At 72.4% G+C, this 17,739-nt stretch carries 14 protein-coding genes; 9 read left to right on the top strand and 5 right to left on the bottom strand.

Annotated features, from left to right (window positions below; all coding sequences use genetic code 11):
• The first annotated feature begins 130 nt into the window (after positions 1 to 130).
• From AB4K12_RS08345 to AB4K12_RS08320, 6 genes are all read left to right on the top strand, one after another.
• Positions 131 to 1,432, top strand: coding sequence for an extracellular solute-binding protein (locus AB4K12_RS08345; protein ID WP_368433583.1), 1,302 nt, complete (start codon positions 131 to 133; stop codon positions 1,430 to 1,432).
• Between the two features lie 6 nt (positions 1,433 to 1,438).
• Positions 1,439 to 2,380, top strand: coding sequence for a carbohydrate ABC transporter permease (locus AB4K12_RS08340; protein ID WP_368433582.1), 942 nt, complete (start codon positions 1,439 to 1,441; stop codon positions 2,378 to 2,380).
• The gene (locus AB4K12_RS08335; protein ID WP_368433581.1) at positions 2,377 to 3,231 is read left to right on the top strand and encodes a sugar ABC transporter permease; all 855 of its coding nucleotides are present in this window, start codon (positions 2,377 to 2,379) and stop codon (positions 3,229 to 3,231) included. Before AB4K12_RS08340 ends, AB4K12_RS08335 begins: the two co-directional genes overlap by 4 nt.
• A gap of 71 nt (positions 3,232 to 3,302) precedes the next feature.
• Positions 3,303 to 4,940 (top strand): glycoside hydrolase family 13 protein, encoded by a 1,638-nt coding sequence (locus AB4K12_RS08330; RefSeq protein ID WP_368433580.1) that lies wholly within the window; start codon positions 3,303 to 3,305, stop codon positions 4,938 to 4,940.
• A 25-nt stretch (positions 4,941 to 4,965) separates the two neighbouring features.
• Positions 4,966 to 6,033, top strand: coding sequence for a LacI family DNA-binding transcriptional regulator (locus AB4K12_RS08325; RefSeq protein ID WP_368433579.1), 1,068 nt, complete (start codon positions 4,966 to 4,968; stop codon positions 6,031 to 6,033).
• 63 nt (positions 6,034 to 6,096) lie between these two features.
• A complete protein-coding gene (locus AB4K12_RS08320; RefSeq protein WP_368433578.1) occupies positions 6,097 to 6,942 on the top strand; it encodes a phosphatase PAP2 family protein in 846 nt (281 codons plus the stop codon).
• A 45-nt stretch (positions 6,943 to 6,987) separates the two neighbouring features.
• On the opposite strand, the gene AB4K12_RS08315 is transcribed toward AB4K12_RS08320, so the two are convergent.
• The gene (locus tag AB4K12_RS08315; protein ID WP_368433577.1) at positions 6,988 to 10,083 is read right to left on the bottom strand and encodes a bifunctional [glutamine synthetase] adenylyltransferase/[glutamine synthetase]-adenylyl-L-tyrosine phosphorylase; all 3,096 of its coding nucleotides are present in this window, start codon (positions 10,081 to 10,083) and stop codon (positions 6,988 to 6,990) included.
• A 42-nt stretch (positions 10,084 to 10,125) separates the two neighbouring features.
• The gene (gene glnA, locus AB4K12_RS08310; RefSeq protein ID WP_086572374.1) at positions 10,126 to 11,487 is read right to left on the bottom strand and encodes a type I glutamate--ammonia ligase; all 1,362 of its coding nucleotides are present in this window, start codon (positions 11,485 to 11,487) and stop codon (positions 10,126 to 10,128) included.
• A 230-nt stretch (positions 11,488 to 11,717) separates the two neighbouring features.
• On the opposite strand from glnA, the gene AB4K12_RS08305 reads away from it, so the two are divergent.
• Positions 11,718 to 12,428 (top strand): DUF1524 domain-containing protein, encoded by a 711-nt coding sequence (locus AB4K12_RS08305; protein WP_368433576.1) that lies wholly within the window; start codon positions 11,718 to 11,720, stop codon positions 12,426 to 12,428.
• Here the strand turns inward: AB4K12_RS08305 and AB4K12_RS08300 are convergent.
• The 3 genes from AB4K12_RS08300 to AB4K12_RS08290 form a co-directional block, all read right to left on the bottom strand.
• On the bottom strand, positions 12,397 to 12,888 hold the full coding sequence (locus AB4K12_RS08300; protein WP_362259210.1) for a hypothetical protein: 492 nt from the start codon (positions 12,886 to 12,888) through the stop codon (positions 12,397 to 12,399). The two genes, AB4K12_RS08305 and AB4K12_RS08300, sit on opposite strands and share 32 nt — an antisense overlap.
• A 127-nt stretch (positions 12,889 to 13,015) precedes the next feature.
• Positions 13,016 to 13,888: an alpha/beta fold hydrolase gene (locus AB4K12_RS08295; protein ID WP_368433575.1), complete on the bottom strand. Its 873-nt coding sequence runs from the start codon at positions 13,886 to 13,888 to the stop codon at positions 13,016 to 13,018.
• A 57-nt stretch (positions 13,889 to 13,945) separates the two neighbouring features.
• Positions 13,946 to 15,415, bottom strand: a complete 1,470-nt coding sequence (locus AB4K12_RS08290) for an APC family permease (protein ID WP_368433574.1) — start codon at positions 15,413 to 15,415, stop codon at positions 13,946 to 13,948.
• Positions 15,416 to 15,585: 170 nt separating this feature from the next.
• Here AB4K12_RS08290 and AB4K12_RS08285 point away from each other — a divergent pair, with 170 nt between their 5' ends.
• A complete protein-coding gene (locus AB4K12_RS08285) occupies positions 15,586 to 16,068 on the top strand; it encodes a hypothetical protein (protein WP_368433573.1) in 483 nt (160 codons plus the stop codon).
• Between the two features lie 62 nt (positions 16,069 to 16,130).
• Positions 16,131 to 17,702, top strand: coding sequence for a multicopper oxidase family protein (locus tag AB4K12_RS08280; protein WP_368433572.1), 1,572 nt, complete (start codon positions 16,131 to 16,133; stop codon positions 17,700 to 17,702).
• Positions 17,703 to 17,739 lie beyond the last annotated feature (37 nt).

Genomic DNA, 17,739 nt, shown 5'->3' with positions numbered 1-17,739 from the left:
CCGGTTACAACCCCGAAATCTCGCGATTCACTTCTTGCAAGGTCTTTCGCAAGAGATTGCAGCCTGTTAACTTCCTCCTCAGCTCGGGCCGCCCGCACCAAGGCCGGCCTCCCCGAAAAGGAGCATCCATATGCGAAGAGGCATATCGGTCGCCGCCGTTGTCGGCGCGCTGGCCCTGACCATGACCGCCTGCGGCGGTGGCGGCGGCGACAAGAGCGACGGCTCCAAAGCGGCGAACGACCCGGGCAGTGTGACCGGCACCGTCACCTGGTGGGACACCTCCGACGCCACCAACGAGGCACCCGCCTTCAAGAAGCTGGTGGCGGCCTTCGAGGCCAAGTACCCCAAGATCAAGGTCGAGTACGTCAACGTCCCCTTCGACCAGGCCCAGCAGAAGTTCAAGACCGCCGCCGCCACCGGCAAGGGCGCCCCGGACGTGCTGCGCTCCGACGTGGGCTGGACCCCCGGCTTCGCCCAGCTCGGCTACCTCAAGGACCTCACCGGCACCCCCGCCCTCGACAAGAGCGAGGACTTCCTCGAGGGGCCGCTGAAGAACGCCGCCTACCAGGGCAAGACCTACGGCGTCCCGCAGGTCACCGACACCCTCGGCCTGCTCTACAACAAGGAGCTGCTGAGCAAGGCGGGCGTCGACAAGGCCCCGGCGAACTGGAAGGAGGTCAAGGAGGCCGCCGAGAAGATCAAGGACAAGACCGGCGCCGGCGGCATCGGGCTGAGCCCGGACAGCTACTACTCCCTGCCCTTCCTCTACGGCGAGAACAGCGACATGGTCGACGCCGGCAAGAAGAAGATCACGGTCTCCAGCGCCGCCTCCCTCAAGGGCATCGAGACCGCCGTCGACCTGGTGAAGTCGGGCGCCGCGCCCAAGCCGGCCGGCACCGACGGCTACAACGCCCTCAAGACGGACTTCAAGAACGGCAAGCTGGCCATGATGGTCGACGGTCCCTGGGCGACCAAGGAGATCTTCGGCGGCGAGGCCTTCAAGTCCAAGGACAACCTGGGCATCGCCCCCATCCCGGCCGGCTCCACCGGCACCGCGGGCGCCCCGGTCGGCGGCCACAACCTCGTGGTCTACGCCGGCTCCAAGAACTTCGACGCCAGCTACCTCTTCACCCGCTTCATGACCGAGGCCGCCCAGCAGGAGAACGTCTCCAACGCCATCGGCGTGCTGCCGACGCGCAAGTCGGCCTACACCAAGGCCGTCCTGGCCGACCCGGTGCGCAGCTCCTTCCACGACGCGCTGGGCAAGGCCCACCCGCGCCCGCCGATCCCCCAGGGCGGCGACCTCTTCACGGAGTACCTCCAGCACTACACCAAGATCCTCACGCTGAAGGAGGAGCCCAAGGCGGGCCTGGACGCCACGGCCAAGGCCTGGCAGTCCGCGCTCCTCAAGGACTACGGCATCGAGGAGTAGGACCCGATGGCCACAGTCGTCACCAAGGTCAGGCGCTCGTTCGGCACCCACTGGTACGCGTGGGCGATGGTGCTGCCCGTCGTCATCGTGCTGGCCGTGCTCGTCGGCTATCCGCTGGGGAAGGGCATCTACCTCTCCCTCACGGACGCCAACGAGGCCAACGTCGGCCGCACCATCGGCGTCAACCACATCGCCGCCACCTACGAGTTCGTCGGACTCGACAACTACTGGAAGGTGCTCTCCGGCCAGGACGGCCACTTCTACTCGCGCCTGACCTGGACCGTCGTCTGGACCGCGGCCTGCGTCTTCCTGCACTACGCCATCGGCCTGGGGATGGCCCTGCTGCTCAACCGGGAGGTCCGTTTCCGGGCCATGTACCGGGTGCTGCTGATCCTTCCCTGGGCGGTGCCGGCGTTCGTCGCCACGTTCTCCTGGCGGCTGATGTTCAACGAGAAGTACGGCGTGCTGAACGCCTTCCTGACCGGGCTGGGCATGGACCCGGTGGACTGGCTCGGCGACAGCACGCTGCAGAAGATGGCGGCGGTCGCGGTCAACGTGTGGCTGGGCGTGCCGTTCATGATGGTGGCCATCCTCGGCGGCCTGCAGGCCATCCCGGGCGAGCTGCACGAGGCCGCCGAGATGGACGGCGCCTCGCCGTGGCAGCGCTTCCGGCACGTGACCCTGCCGGGGCTGCGGCCGGTGAGCGGCACGGTGATCCTGCTGGGCGTCATCTGGACGTTCAACATGTTCCAGGTGATCTACCTGCTGATCGGGCAGGGCGCGAGCTCGGACAGCGAGATCCTGGTGACGTACGCCTACCGCCTGGCGTTCCAGGGGATCCGCGACTACGCCGGGTCGGCGACGTACGGGATCCTCATCCTCTCCCTCCTGCTGGTCTTCGCCACCTTCTACCGCCGGATGCTCGCCCGACAGGAGGCCCAGCGATGAGCGCCACCACCCCCAGGCCGCGCGGGCGCGGGCAGCGCTCGCGCGTGGCCTCCGTCGCCCTGCACACCGCGCTGATCACCGCCTCGCTGATCTCGCTCTTCCCCGTCCTGTTCATCGTCTTCGTCTCGCTGCGCGGGCGGGACGGCTGGCAGGAGCCCACGAAGTTCACGGGCTTCGACCTCTCCAACTACACCCACATCCTGGGCGAGACGAAGTTCCTGACGTGGTTCGGCAACTCCGTGGTGGTGGCGCTCGGCGCGACCGTCGTGGGCGTCCTCATCTCGGCGACCGCCGGCTACGCCGTCTCCCGGATGCGCTTCCCCGGGCAGCGGCCGCTGATGTGGACCTTCCTCGTGGTGCAGATGTTCCCGATGGCGGTGCTGATCGTGCCGCTCTACACCATCCTCGGGCAGCTCGAGCTGCTGGACTCCCACGCCGGTCTGATCCTCACCTACTGCTCGGTGTCGGTGCCGTTCTGCGCGTGGATGCTCAAGGGCTACTTCGACTCGATCCCGGCCGAGATCGACGAGGCGGGCCGGGTGGACGGGCTCACGCCGTTCGGCACGTTCTGGCGGCTGATCCTGCCGCTGGCCCGGCCGGGGCTGGCCGTGACCGGCTTCTACTCCTTCATCACGGCCTGGGGCGAGGTCGCCTTCGCCAGCCAGTTCATGAGCAGCGAGGACCACTACACGCTGGCGGTCGGCCTGCAGACGTTCGTCGGCCAGCAGAAGGCCGAGTGGGGGCTGATGACGGCGGCCGCCGTGCTGATCACCGTCCCGGCCGGCCTGGTCTTCTTCGTCGCCCAGCGACACCTGGTGGCGGGGCTCACCGCCGGCGGCACCAAGGGCTGACCTTGTGCGCGCACCGTCGTTGAGCCCTGCACACGACCCGTACTACGTGACTACGAGCCGATAGGAAGTACATGACCCAGGATCTGGCGCCCTCCGTCCGCCCGGCCGCCGACGCCTCCCGGCAGGCCGACGGCTGGTGGCGCAGCGCTGTCATCTACCAGGTGTACGTGCGCTCGTTCGCCGACAGCGACGGGGACGGCATCGGTGATCTGCGGGGTATCCGGCAGCGGCTGCCGTACCTGGCGGGCCTGGGCGTGGACGCGCTGTGGCTGACGCCGTTCTACGCCTCGCCGCAGGCGGACGGCGGCTACGACGTGGCGGACTACCGGGCCGTGGATCCGCTGTTCGGGGATCTGTCGGACGCGGACGACCTGGTCCGCGAGGCGCACCGGCTGGGGCTGCGGGTCATCGTGGACATCGTGCCGAACCACACCTCCGACCGGCACGCCTGGTTCGAGGCCGCGCTCGCGGAGCGGCCGCAGGGGGCGGCCCGCGAGCGCTACCACTTCCGTCCCGGCCGGGGCGCGTCCGGCGAACTTCCGCCGAACGACTGGGAGTCCGTCTTCGGCGGTCCGGCCTGGACCCGCACCACGGACGCGGACGGCACGCCGGGCGAGTGGTACCTGCATCTGTTCGCGCCCGAGCAGCCGGACCTCAACTGGGACAACGCCGAGGTGCGGGCCGAGTTCGAGTCCGTGCTGCGGTTCTGGCTGGACCTGGGCGTGGACGGCTTCCGGATCGACGTGGCGCACGGCATGGTCAAGGCGCCGGGGCTGCCGGACATCGGGCGCACCGAGCAGGCGAAGCTGATCGGCGCGCAGGTGCTGCCGTTCTTCGACCAGGACGGGGTGCACGAGATCCACCGCGCCTGGCGCCGGCTGCTGGACTCCTACCCGGGTCAGCGGATCGGGGTGGCGGAGGCGTGGGCGCCGACGTCGGAGCGGCTGGCGCTGTACGTACGCCCGGACGAGCTGCACCAGGCGTTCAACTTCCAGTTCCTGACCTGCGACTGGGGCGCGCGCCCGATGCGGGAGGTCATCGACGAGTCGCTGGCCGCCACCCTGTCGGTGGGGGCGCCCACGACGTGGGTGCTGTCCAACCACGACGTGGTGCGGCACGTCACCCGTTACGGCGCCGGCGACGGGGAGCTGGGCCTGCGCCGGGCGCGGGCGGCCGCGCTGCTGATGCTGGCGCTGCCGGGCTCGGTGTACGTCTACCAGGGCGAGGAGCTGGGGCTGCCCGAGGTGGTGGACCTGCCGGACGAGGTGCGCCAGGACCCGGCGTTCTTCCGGGGTGACGGGCAGGACGGCACGCGCGACGGCTGCCGGGTGCCGCTGCCGTGGTCGGGCGAGCGGGCGCCGTTCGGCTTCGGGCCGGGCGGGAGCTGGCTGCCGCAGCCCGAGGCGTGGGCGGCCCTGTCGGTGGAGGCGCAGTCGGGAGACCCGCGCTCCACCCTGGAGCTGTACCGCTCGGCGATGGCGCTGCGGCGGGAGCTGCCGGGGCTGGGCGACGGGGAGATGACGTGGCTCGACGCGCCGGAGGGCGTGCTGGCGTTCTCCCGGCCGGGCTTTGTGTGCACGCTCAACACGCTCGACGGCGAGGTGACCCTGCCGGTGCCGGGCCGTCCGGTGCTGGCCACCGAGCCCCTGGAATTCTCTGGCGGAACGGTCAGAATCCCTGCGAATACATGTGTGTGGTGGGCAGTCTGAGATGCGACCGGTACAGTCACCTCCTGTGACCGCCCGGCTAGCCGATATCGCAGCCCAGGCGGGTGTCAGCGAAGCAACCGTCAGTCGCGTTCTCAACGGAAAGCCGGGGGTGGCCGCCTCCACCCGCCAGTCCGTGCTGGCCGCGCTCGACGTACTGGGCTACGAACGGCCCGTCCGGCTGCGGCAGCGCAGCGAGGGACTGGTCGGGCTGATCACCCCCGAGCTGGACAACCCCATCTTCCCGGCCTTCGCCCAGGTGATCGGCCAGGCCCTCACCCGCCAGGGGTACACCCCCGTGCTGGCCACCCAGACGCCCGGCGGGTCCACGGAGGACGAGCTGACGGAGATGCTCGTCGACCGTGGCGTGGCCGGCATCCTCTTCGTCTCCGGGCTGCACGCGGACACCTCCGCCGACATGCAGCGCTACGAGCGGCTGCGCGCCCAGGGCGTGCCGTTCGTGCTGATCAACGGCTTCTCGTCGAAGGTGCGGGCGCCGTTCGTCTCCCCCGACGACCGGGCCGCGGTGCGGCTGGCCGTCACCCATTTGGCCGCACTGGGCCACCGGCGGATCGGGCTGGCCCTGGGGCCCCGGCGGTACGTCCCGGTGCAGCGCAAGATCGAGGGCTTCCTGCTGAGCATGCGCGAGGTGCTGGGGGTGCCCGAGACGGAGGCGGAGCGGCTGATCGAGCATTCGCTGTTCACCCTTGAGGGTGGTCAGGCGGCGGCCTCCGCGCTCATCGACCGGGGGTGCACGGCGGTGGTGTGCGCCAGCGACATGATGGCGCTGGGGGTGATCCGGGGGGCGCGTCAGCACGGCCTCGAAGTGCCGCGCGACGTCTCGGTGGTGGGCTTCGACGACTCGCCTCTGATCGCGTTCACCGATCCGCCGCTGACCACGATCCGGCAGCCGGTGCGGTCGATGGGGCAGGCGGCGGTGCGTGCGCTGCTGGAGGAGATCGGCGGCACCCCGGCCCCGCACAGCGAGTTCGTCTTCCTGCCCGAGCTGGTGGTCCGGGGGTCGACGGCGTCGGCGCCGGCGCCGCGCCCGGACACCCCCGCGGAAGGATCCGGGCCCGCGCCCCAGGGGCACTGAGGGGCGGGGAACAGACCTTGAGGACGATCTGCGGGCGGGCGCTTTCTGGCAGACTCTTCCCCTATGGGTGAAGCGACAGCAAGGACCCTGGAAGGCCGGACGGCCGCCCCGCCACCCACCGTGGAGCGGGGGGACGCGCCGCCGGCGGAACACCGCTTTCTGCGCAGGCTGCGCTCCCCGCGCCACCCCCGCCTGTGGTTCGAGGTACTGCTGATCGCGGTGAGTTACTGGACGTATTCGCTCGTCCGCAACGCCGTCCCCGAGCAGCGGGCGGCGGCGCTGCGCAACGCCGACTGGATCTGGCAGGCCGAGCAGACCCTGCACATCGCCGTGGAGCACACCGTCAACAGGGCCGTGAATTCGGTGACGTGGCTGATCGTGGGCATGAACTACTACTACGCCACGCTGCATTTCCTGCTGACGATCGGCGTGCTGGTCTGGCTCTACCGCTGGCATCCCGGGCGATACGCCGCCGCCCGCCTCGCCCTCTTCGCCACCACGGGCGTGGCCCTGCTCGGCTACTACCTGTATCCGCTCGCGCCGCCGCGGCTGATGGAGAACATCGGCTTCGTCGACACGGTCGTGGTGCACCACACCTGGGGCTCGATGGCGTCGGGCAACCTGGCCGACGTCTCGAACCAGTACGCCGCGATGCCGTCGATGCACATCGGCTGGTCCACCTGGTGCGGCCTGACCATCGCCATGCTGGCGCGGGCGGTGTGGGCGCGCGTGCTGGCGGTGCTGTACCCGGTCGTGACGCTGGTGGTGATCGTCTCGACCGCCAACCACTTCTGGCTGGACGCCGTGGGCGGGGTGCTCTGCCTGGTGTTCGGCTTCGCGCTCTCCTACGCCTGGTACCGGGCGTTCCCCTTCCGGCTGGCCCGCCATGTGGCGGTGCGCGGCGCCTAGCCGCATGCTGGGAGGTACGGGGTCCGCCGGCCGCCGAGCGGCCGGTCAGGCCCCGTAGAACAGCTCCTCGACCACGGCCCGGGCGCGCCGGGTGGTGCGGCGGTAGTCGTCCAGCATCTCCCCCACGTGGCCCGGTCCGTAGCCGAGGTAGCGCCCGACGGCGGCCAGCTCCCGGGCGTCGGTGGGGAACGTGTCCCCGGCACGGCCGCGCACGAGCATGACGGCGTTGCGCACGCTCGTGGCCAGCACCCAGGCCTCGTCCAGGATGCGGGCGTCCTCGGTGGAGAGCAGCCGCGCGGCGCAGGCCGCGGCCAGCGCCTCGCGGGTGCGGGTGGTGCGCAGGCCCGGCTCGGCCCAGGCGTGCCGCATCTGCAGCAGCTGCACGGTCCATTCCACGTCCGACAGCCCGCCACGGCCGAGCTTGGTGTGGGTGGTGGGGTCGGCGCCGCGCGGCAGCCGCTCGCTCTCCATGCGGGCCTTCAGCCGCCGGATCTCGCGCACGGCGTCCTCGCCCAGCCCCTCGGCGGGGTAGCGCAGCGGGTCGATCAGATCGACGAAGCGCCGCCCCAGCTCCTCGTCGCCGGCCACCGGCTCGGCCCTGAGCAGGGCCTGGCTCTCCCACACCAGCGACCAGCGCCGGTAGTAGGCGGCGTACGAGCCGAGGCTGCGCACGATGGGCCCCGACTTGCCCTCCGGCCGCAGATCGGCGTCGACCAGCAGCGGGGGGTCGGTGGTGGGCAGTTGCAGCAGGCGGCGCATCTCGCCGGCGACGGCGAAGGCGGCCTTGCCGGCCTCCTCGTCGCTGACGCCCTCGCGCGGCTCGTGGACGAAAAGGACGTCGGCGTCGGAGCCGTAGCCCTGCTCGTGGCCGCCGAAGCGGCCCATGGCGATGACGGCGAAGCGGGTGGGCAGGGTGTCGCCCCACTCGGCCCGCACGGCGGCGCGCAGGGCACCGGCGATGGTGGCGGCGTTGATGTCGGAGACGGCGTCGCCGACGGTCCGTACGCGGGCACCCGGGTCGCTGCCGGCGGTCTCGGCGTGGCCACGGGAGCCGATGCCGTGCTCGCCGGTGGCGTGGGGGCCGTCGCCGGTGTGGCCGTAGGCGCCGATGATGTCGGCGGCGGCCGTACGGAACAGCTCGCGGCGGCGCACGCCGCGCGCGGCGACGATCGCCGCCTCGGCGTCCTCGGCGCGGCCGACCGCGGCCATCACCTCCTGCTCGAGGGCCTCGCGGCCGCGCGGGCGCAGGCCGCCGGGGTCGCCGAGCAGGGCGACGGCCTCGGGGGCGCGCAGCAGCAGGTCGGGGGCCAGGCGCCCGGCGGAGAGCACCCGGGCGAGGTTCTCGGCGGCCACCCCTTCGTCGCGCAGCAGACGCAGGTACCAGGGGGTGCGGCCCAGGGCGTCGGAGACCTTGCGGAAGTTGAACAGTCCGGCGTCGGGCTCGGCGGAGTCGGCGAACCAGCCGAGCAGCACGGGCAGCAGGGTGCGCTGGATGGCCGCCTTGCGGGTGACGCCGGAGGCGAGGGCCTCCAGGTGGCGCAGGGCGCCGGCCGGATCGGCGTAGCCGAGGGCCTCCAGGCGCTGGCCGGCGGCCTTGGGGCTGAGCCGGATCTCGCCGGGCTCGAGCTGGGCGACGGCGTCCAGCAGGGGCCGGTAGAAGAGCTTCTCGTGCAGGCGCCGCACCTCGCGGGCGTGCAGCCGCCACTGCCTGCCGAGTTCGGCGACGGGCTCCTTGCCGGCTGGCCAGTCGCAGGTGCGGCCCAGCGAGCGGCCCAGCCGGCGCAGGTCGGCCTCGTCCTCGGGGACGAGGTGGGTGCGGCGCAGCCGGTAGAGCTGGATGCGGTGCTCCAGGGCGCGCAGGAAGCGATAGGCGGAGTCGAGCGCCTTGGCGTCCTCGCGGCCGACGTAGCCGCCGGAGGCGAGGGCGGCCAGCGCCTCGAGGGTGCTGCCGCTGCGCAGGCCGGCGTCGCTGCGGCCGTGCACCAACTGCAGCAGCTGGACGGCGAATTCGACGTCGCGCAGGCCTCCGGGGCCGAGCTTGAGCTCGCGCTCGACCTGGGTGGCGGGAATGGACTCGATGACGCGGCGGCGCATCTGCTGGACGTCGGCGACGAAGTTCTCGCGCTCGGCGGCCTGCCAGACCAGGGGGGAGACGGCGGCGACGTAGGCCTGCCCGAGGGCGAGGTCGCCCGCGACGGGCCGGGCCTTGAGCAGGGCCTGGAACTCCCAGGTCTTGGCCCACCGCTGGTAATAGGCGAGGTGGCTGGTGAGGGTGCGCACCAGGGGGCCGTTGCGTCCCTCGGGGCGGAGGTTGGCGTCGACGGGCCAGATGGTGCCCTCGGGGGTGACGTCGGAGCACACCCGCATCATCCGCGAGGCGAGCCGGGTGGCGGCCTGCAGGGCCGGCCCCTCGGGCGTGCCCTCCCGCGCCTCCGCCACGAAGATCACGTCGACGTCGGAGACGTAATTGAGCTCCTGGCCGCCGCACTTGCCCATGCCGATGACGGCCAGCCGGCAGGCGGCGGCGTCCGCGGGCCGCTCGTCGGCCGCGATCTCCAGGGCGGCGCGCAGGGTGGCGGTGGCCAGGTCCGCGAGCTCGGCGGCGGTCTGGGCGACGTCGATGGTGCCACTGATGTCCCGGGCCGCTATGGCCAGCAGCGAGCGCCGGTAGGCGGCGCGCAGCGCGTCGGGGGGCGTGAGCCCGGCGTCGCGCCCGCGCCGGGCGCCCTCGGCCAGGGCCCGCTCGAACTCCGCGGTGGCGGGGTGCAGATCGGCCGACTCGAAGCTGTCGAGGGCGTGCCAGTCGCCCGGGTGCCGGAAGAGGTGGTCGCCGAGCGCCTCGGAGACCCCCAGCACCCCCAGCAGCCGGTCGCGCAGCGGCTTGGCGGTGACCAGGGTGTCCAGCAGCTCCCGCCGTTCCCCGTCCCCCCTGGCGTCCTGCGCCTCCACCAGCCGCAGCAGCCCGCGCAGCGCGAGATCGGGGTCGGCGGTGGCGCCGAGCGCGTCGAGCAGCACCGGATCGGACCCCACGGCCCCCAGCACCGGGTCGTCCAGCAGCCGCTCGGCGGCGGCCGGGTCGGTGAAGCCGTACTTCAGCAGCCTGCTGTACGCACTGCTGCGCCGACCCTCCGGCACTGTCATCGGGAGCCTTTCGTCCGTCCGCGGTGGGGGTCAGGACACCGGTCAGAGCACCGGCAGCATCTTGCGCAGCTCGAAGGCGGTGACCTCGGAGCGGTACTCCTCCCACTCCTGCTTCTTGTTGCGCAGGAAGAAGTCGAAGACGTGCTCACCGAGGGTCTCGGCGACCAGCTCGCTGCGCTCCATGAGCTCGATGGCCTCGCCGAGGTTCTGCGGCAGCGGCTCGATGCCCATGGCCCGGCGCTCGGCGTCGGACAGCGCCCAGACGTCGTCGTCGGCGCCCGCGGGGAGCTCGTACCCCTCTTCGATGCCCTTGAGCCCCGCGGCCAGCAGAACCGCGTAGGTCAGGTAGGGGTTGGCGCCGGAGTCGATGGAGCGGACCTCGACGCGGGTGGAGCCGGTCTTGCCGGGCTTGTACATCGGGACGCGGATGAGGGCCGAGCGGTTGTTGTGGCCCCAGCAGATGTACGAGGGGGCCTCGCCGCCGGCGCCGGCGGTGCGCTGGGAGCCGCCCCAGATGCGCTTGTAGGAGTTGACCCACTGGTTGGTCACGGCGGAGATCTCGCCCGCGTGCCGCAGCAGGCCGGCGATGAAGGACTTGCCGACCTTGGAGAGCTGGTACTCGGCGCCGGACTCGTAGAAGGCGTTGCGGTCGCCCTCGAAGAGGGAGAGGTGGGTGTGCATGCCGGAGCCGGGGTACTCGGAGAACGGCTTGGGCATGAACGTGGCCTGCACGCCCTGCTCGAGCGCCACCTGCTTCATCACGAGCCGGAAGGTCATGATGTTGTCGGCGGTGGAGAGCGCGTCGGCGTAGCGCAGGTCGATCTCCTGCTGGCCGGGGGCGCCCTCGTGGTGGCTGAACTCCACCGAGATGCCCATGGACTCCAGCATGGTGATGGCCTGGCGGCGGAAGTCCATGCCGACGTTCTGCGGGGTGTGGTCGAAGTAGCCGGAGGAGTCGGCGGGCACCGGGCGGCTGCCGTCGACCGGCTTGTCCTTGAGCAGGAAGAACTCGATCTCGGGGTGGGTGTAGAAGGTGAAGCCGAGGTCGGAGGTCTTGGCCAGGATGCGCTTGAGGACGTAGCGGGGGTCGGCGTAGGAGGGCGAGCCGTCCGGCATGAGGATGTCGCAGAACATCCGGGCGGTGCCGGGGGCCTCGGCGCGCCAGGGCAGGATCTGGAAGGTCCCCGGGTCCGGCTTGGCGATCATGTCGGACTCGTAGACCCGGGCGAAGCCCTCGATCGCGGACCCGTCGAAGCCGATGCCCTCGTCGAAGGCCTGCTCGAGCTCCGCGGGGGCGACGGCCACGGACTTCAGGTAGCCGAGGACGTCGGTGAACCACAGCCGGACGAACCGGATGTCGCGCTCTTCGAGCGTGCGGAGCACGAACTCCTGCTGCTTATCCATAGCTACCTATCCTTGCAGGTCAGACGGCTCGTTTCACCGGGTGCGGGCACAGGCTGGACCTTGAGTATCACGTCCCGGGGTTACCGGGGAGTTTCCGGGCGGCAGCCGCACCGTTCCGCCTTATGGGTGCATCGTACGTTCGCAGGGTGGATCTTGCCCCTCCCGATCCGCGGGATTTCCTCCCGTACCGGGCGGGAAGCCTCTTCGCGGGACGCGAGGGGGGATGCCGGATGCGGAAACTCCGTCACGCCGGGGCCGGGGCCCGGGCCGTCATCAGGGCGGCGGCCGTCGCCACGGCCGCCGTGGTCGCGCTGGCCGGGACGGCCGGCTGCGGCAAGGACGACGCCGGGGGCGGGAAACCGGACGCGAAGGGCAAGGACCCGTTCACCCTGCCCGGCCTGCCGCCGGCCGGACAGGCCCGGACGCAGCTGGCGGGGCTGAAGGAGGAGGCGCCGCACTCGATGTCCGGCTACAGCCGGGCCGCCTTCCCGCACTGGGCGCAGCAGGGCAACAAATGCGACACCCGCGAGACGGTCCTGGAGCGCGACGGGAAGGACGTCGAGCGCGATGCCGAGTGCCGGGCCGTCTCGGGCAGCTGGCGCAGCTTGTACGACGGCAAGACGTACACCAAGGCCGCCCAGGTCGACATCGACCACATCGTGCCGCTGGCCAACGCCTGGCGGTCGGGCGCCGACAAGTGGGACAACACCCGCCGCAAGGCGCTCGCCAACGACCTGACGCATCCGCAGCTGCTCACCGTCTCGGCGGCCACCAACCGCTCCAAGGGCGACCAGTCCCCCGACCAGTGGCAGCCGCCGGACCGTGCCTCCTGGTGCGTCTACGGCCGGGCGTGGGTGTCGGTGAAGAGCACCTACGCCCTGTCCATCACCGCCGACGAGCGCAAGACCCTCACGAAGATGCTGGACTCGTGCACGGGCTGAGCTGCCATTCGTGGTCGGGCACCCCTTTCTTGGGCAGGACCATCCGCAGCCCGTAGCCGCCGGCGCCGCGCTCGCGGCCCACGTGGAGGGCGAGCTTGTCGGCCGTGGAGTGCTTGTGGCTCATCAGGGCGCGGCCGGTCCAGTTCCAGCGCTGGGCGGTGTCGGCCGGGGTGGCCAGCCTGCGCAGGACGGGGCCGTGCCCCGCCGGGCCCAGCAGGAGCGTCAGCACGCGGGGCACGGGGTCGTGGGCGTCGGCGGCGAGGGTGACGACGCCAGTGTCGGTGTCGATGTGCCAGGCGCTGTGCCGTTCGGTGACCGTGCCGTGCTCGCGGACGTCGACGAAGCCCTCGGTGGCGTGCCCGCACAGCACGTACCGGGGGTCGGCCCGCCACTGCAGGACGTAGGCCGCGCCGCGCTCGATCGGGCCGCCGAACGGTGTGGGGTCGTGCTGTGGCCTCACCTGGGTACTCCTCGCCTGCGTACCGGACGCCCCCTGTCGCCGACCACACTGCCGTCCGCCCGCGCGTGGCACCCGCCGGCCGCCGCCGACCAGGTGAGGCGGCCGGACGAGGAGGCCCTGCGGAGCGTCAGCCGCGCAGGAACGGGGTCGCGAGGACGGCGGCGGCGATGGACTGCGGCCGGTCGTACATCAGCAGGTGCCCGGCGGGGGCGACGGCCTCGAAGCGGCCGTCCAGGCGCCCGGCGAGGGCCCGCTGGCGCTCGAGCCAGCGGCGCTCCTCCGCCGAGCCGGTGCCGGTGGAGGCGGCGAGGACGGTGACGGGGGCGGGCGGCAGCGGGTGGTGGGTGCGCAGGTCCTCGAGTTCGGCGGCCACGTCGTAGTAGCGGGCGTTCTCCATCAGCGCGGCCCGCACCACCCGCCCGCTGCCGTAGACGCGCCGCACCAGGCCGGCGGGGGCCGGGTCGTCGCCGGTGAGGGAGGCGGCGCGGACGCTGAGGTTGCGCAGCGCGGGGCCCAGGGCCCGGGGCAGGCCGACGGCGGCGAAGGCCAGGCCGCGCACATGCGCGGCGGCGGTGCGCAGCCCCAGGGCCGGCACCGGCCGGGCGTTCTCCTCGACGCTGGCGTCGGCCAGTACGAGGCCGGCCGTGCGCTCGGGGTGGAGCCGGGCGAAGGCCTCGGCGTGGAAGGCTGCGAGCGAGTGGCCGACGACGGTGGCGGGGCCAGGGAGGCCGAGCGCGTCGAGGACGCCCGCTATGCGGGCGCCCTCGGAGGCGGCGGTGGGCGGACCCAGCGGCGGCGCGCTGAAGCCCAGTCCGGGGCGGTCGAAGCGGACCACCGTGCGGTGGGGGACGAGCAGCGGAACGACGGGTTCCCAGTCGAACCAGCCCATGCCGAGCCCACCGGTGAGCACGCACACGGGCCCCGAGCCCTCGCACACCACGTGCAGGGGGACGCCGCCGACGCGCAGCATCCGTCCGGGTGGCCGTTCCGTACCGCTCATCCAGTCCCCCTCGTGTCGTCCCCGCCCGTCCGCCCATCACCGGAGAGCACGCACAAGCTACTCGACCGGGTCGGCCTCGCGATCCCCGGCGGTCACCCAGTGCGGCTTACGGAACGCCAGGAAGGCCAGCGGCGCGAGGAGGCCGAGGGTCAGCAGCCCGCCGCCCACGATCAGCACGTAGCGCCACAGCGGCTGGCCGCCGAACTGCTCCGGCGGCATGAAGCCGATGCACATCGCCGCGGCGGAGGCGGCGAAGCCGACGCCCGCCACCAGGTGGACGGCCGGCACCCGGAAGCCGCGCGGCCGGTCCGGCCGCAGGGCGCGCAGCCGCACGACGGCGGCGAACATCAGCAGGTAGACGACGAGGTAGATCTGCGTGGTGACGACGGAGAAGATCCAGTACGCGCTGGAGACGTCGGGCAGGAAGGCGTACAGGCCCGCGATGACGGTGGTCAGCGCGCCCTGGGCGACCATGATGTTGCGGGGGACGCCGCGCTTGTTGAGCCGCTGCAGCACGGGCGGCAGATAGCCCTCCTGCCGCGAGACCATCAGCAGGCCCTGGGACGGCCCGGCCATCCAGGTCAGCATGCCGCCGAGCGCCGCGGCCACGAGCAGGACGCCCACGACCTTGGTCAGCCAGCCCACGTGGAAGTGGTCGAAGAAGCCCTGGAAGGCCTGCATCACTCCGGCGGTCAGGCTCAGGTCCTCGCCCGGCATCACCCAGCTGATGGCCAGCGCGGGCAGGATGAAGATCAGCAGGACGAGTCCGGTGGCCAGGAAGACCGCGCGCGGGTACTGCCGGCCGGGCTCGCGCAGGGCGGAGACGTGGACGCCGTTCATCTCCATGCCCGCGTAGGACAGGAAGTTGTTGACGATCAGGACGAGGCTGGCCAGTCCGGTCCACGGCGGGAGGACGTGCGAGGTGTCCATGGGGGCGGCGGACGGGTTGCCCTGCGCCAGGAAGACCATGCCGAGGGCGACCAGGACGACGCCGGGGATCAGCGTGCCGACGACCAGGCCCATGCTCGAGAGCCCGGCCACCGCCTTGGTGCCGCGCGAGGAGATCAGGACGCCCGCCCAGTAGACGACCACGATGACGACGGCGATGTAGAGGCCGTTGTCGGCGAGCGAGGGGTCGATGACATAGGCGAAGGTGCTGGCCACATAGGCCAGCAGGCTCGGGTAGTACGCGATGGTCATCGCGAACTGGCACCACACGGCCAGGAAGCCCAGCGGCTTGGACAGCCCCTCGCTGACCCACCGGTACACGCCGCCGGGCCAGCCGGAGGCCAGTTCCGCGGAGACCAGGGCGGTCGGCAGCAGGAAGACGACCGCCGGCAGGAGGTAGAGGAAGACGGCGGCCAGCCCGTAGAGGGCCATCGAGGGCGAAGGGCGCAGGTTCGCCACGGAGGCGGTGGTCATCATCGCGAGCGTCGTCCACGAGATGAACTGCGCCCGGGTGGGAGCGGGCGCGGGGACGGCGGCGGCGCGGGGACTGTCCTCCCGCGCCTGTTCCGTGAGGGTCATGGGGGGAGAGCGTCCTTCGGGGCCGTGCGTCGAGCGTTTTCGCCCCATAATCGGGCCTTGGTGCCCCCGCGCGCACATCCCGCCCGGACCGACGGGCGGCCCGGCCCGAGGGCCGGATACCCCGAGGGGGTAGGGTGCCGTCACGATCGACGGGCCGGTGGAGGCAGGCGGTGCAAGGACGGCGGGGTGCCACGGCGTGGTGCGGCCGGCTGCTGCTGTTCGCCGCGCTGGTGCTGGGCATCGTGACCATGCACACACTCGGCCACCCGCGCGGCCACGACGGCGGCGCCCACGCCCCGTCGCGGGCCATGGCGGCGTCCATGGCGCACGAGGCGCCCGGGCACCCGTCCGCGCCGGCCGCCGCCTCCCCCTCCGCGCGCGCCCCGCACGCCTCGCACGCCGAAACCGCTGCGCGCTCCGGCGGCGCGCACGCCGGCGATCCGGCGCACGGCGGCGGCATGGACCCCATGTCCGTCTGCCTCGCCGTCCTCGGCGCCGGCGCGGCGGCCGTCCTTCTCCTCTCCCTCGCCGCGTCGGGCCACCTCGCCGGCGCGGTCCCCGTGGCGGCCCGCGCGTGGTTCTCGCGCTCGCTGTGGCCCCTCCCGCCGCCACGGCACAAGGCCCTCGCCCGGTTGTCGGTGCTGCGCGTATAGGCCGGCAGCGTGCTCGCTGCCGCCCGTACCCACCACCGACACCCCACGAGGTGCACTTCCTCATGCGCACAACCACCCGCCGCGCCGTGCTCGGCGCGGGCCTCGCCATGGCCACGAGCGGCGTGCTCGCCGGCTGCTCGGACTCCCCCGGGAAGTCCGGCGGTACGGCCGCCCCGGCCGGCTACGTCTCCCCCGACGGCAAGGAGGTCGCCGCCGCCGAGGCCGCGCGCGCCGGCTCCGGCGCCGTACGCACCGTCCGGCTCACCGCCACCGCGGCCCGCCTCGACCTGGGCGGCGGCACCACGGTCGCGTCCTGGGCGTACGGCGACGCGCTGCCCGGCGAGGAGATCCGCGTCACCGCCGGCGACACGCTCGCCCTCACCCTCGCCAACCACCTGCCCGAGCCCACCTCCGTGCACTGGCACGGGCTGGCGCTGCGCAACGACATGGACGGCGCCCCCGGCCTCACCCAACGGGCCATCAGGCCCGGGGCGTCGTTCGACTACCGCTTCAAGGTCGCCCACCCCGGCACCTACTGGCTGCACCCCCACTCGGGCACCCAGCAGGACCGGGGGCTGTACGCGCCGCTGATCGTGGAGGACCCCAAGGAGCCGCTGGCGTACGACAAGGAGTGGGTCGTCGTGCTCGACGACTGGGTCGACGGGGTCGACGGCAGCACTCCGGACGCCGTGCTCGCGGAACTGTCCAAGGGCATGGCGGGCATGGACCACGGCGGTATGAACCACGGGGGCATGAACCACGGCGGCATGGACCACGGCGGCGGCACGAGCCCCGCACCCGGGGGCCCCTCGCGGATGCTGATGGGCGCCACCAGCGACGTCCTCGGCGGCGACGCCGGCGACGTCGCCTACCCCCACTACCTCGTCAACGGCCGTACGCCGCGGGCCCCGCAGACCTTCACCGCCAGGCCCGGCGACCGGATCCGGATCCGGCTGATCAACGCGGGCGGCGACACCGCCTTCCGGGTCGCCCTCGGCGGCCACCGGATGACCGTCACCCACACCGACGGCTTCCCCGTCGAGCACGTGGAGACGGACTCCCTCCTGCTCGGCATGGGCGAGCGCTACGACGTCCTGGTCGAGGCCGGGGACGGCGTCTTTCCGCTGACCGCGCTGGCGGAGGGCAAGAAGCGCACGGCGCTGGCCCTGCTGCGCACGGGCGGCGGCGCGGCGCCGGCGGAGGACGTACGCCCGCGGGAGCTGGAGAGCGCCCCGCTGACCGCCGGCCGACTGAAGGCCCACGGGAGCGTACGGCTGACGGACCGTCGCCCCGACCGTACGGTCACGCTCCGGCTCACCGGCTCGATGGCGAAGTACGACTGGGCCGTCAACGGCAGGACGTACGCGCCCGATCAGCGCTACCCGGTGCGCGCGGGCGAGCGGGTGCGGCTGGTGTTCGTCAACGACACCGCCATGTGGCATCCCATGCACCTGCACGGCCACACCTTCGCCCTGCCCGGCGGCGGGCCCCGAAAGGACACCGCCGTCATCCGTCCGGGCGAGCGGCTGAGCGCCGACTTCGACGCGGACAACCCCGGGCTGTGGATGATCCACTGCCACAACGTCTACCACGCGGAGTCCGGGATGATGACGGTGCTGGGCTACCGCGACTAGCCGGCGCCGCACGCGGAAGGGGCCCGCGCCGGATGCG

Origin of the sequence: Streptomyces sp. C36, assembly GCF_040932295.1 — a bacterium.
GTDB lineage: Bacteria > Actinomycetota > Actinomycetes > Streptomycetales > Streptomycetaceae > Streptomyces > Streptomyces triculaminicus.
This window is presented reverse-complemented; position numbering and strand designations above follow the sequence as displayed.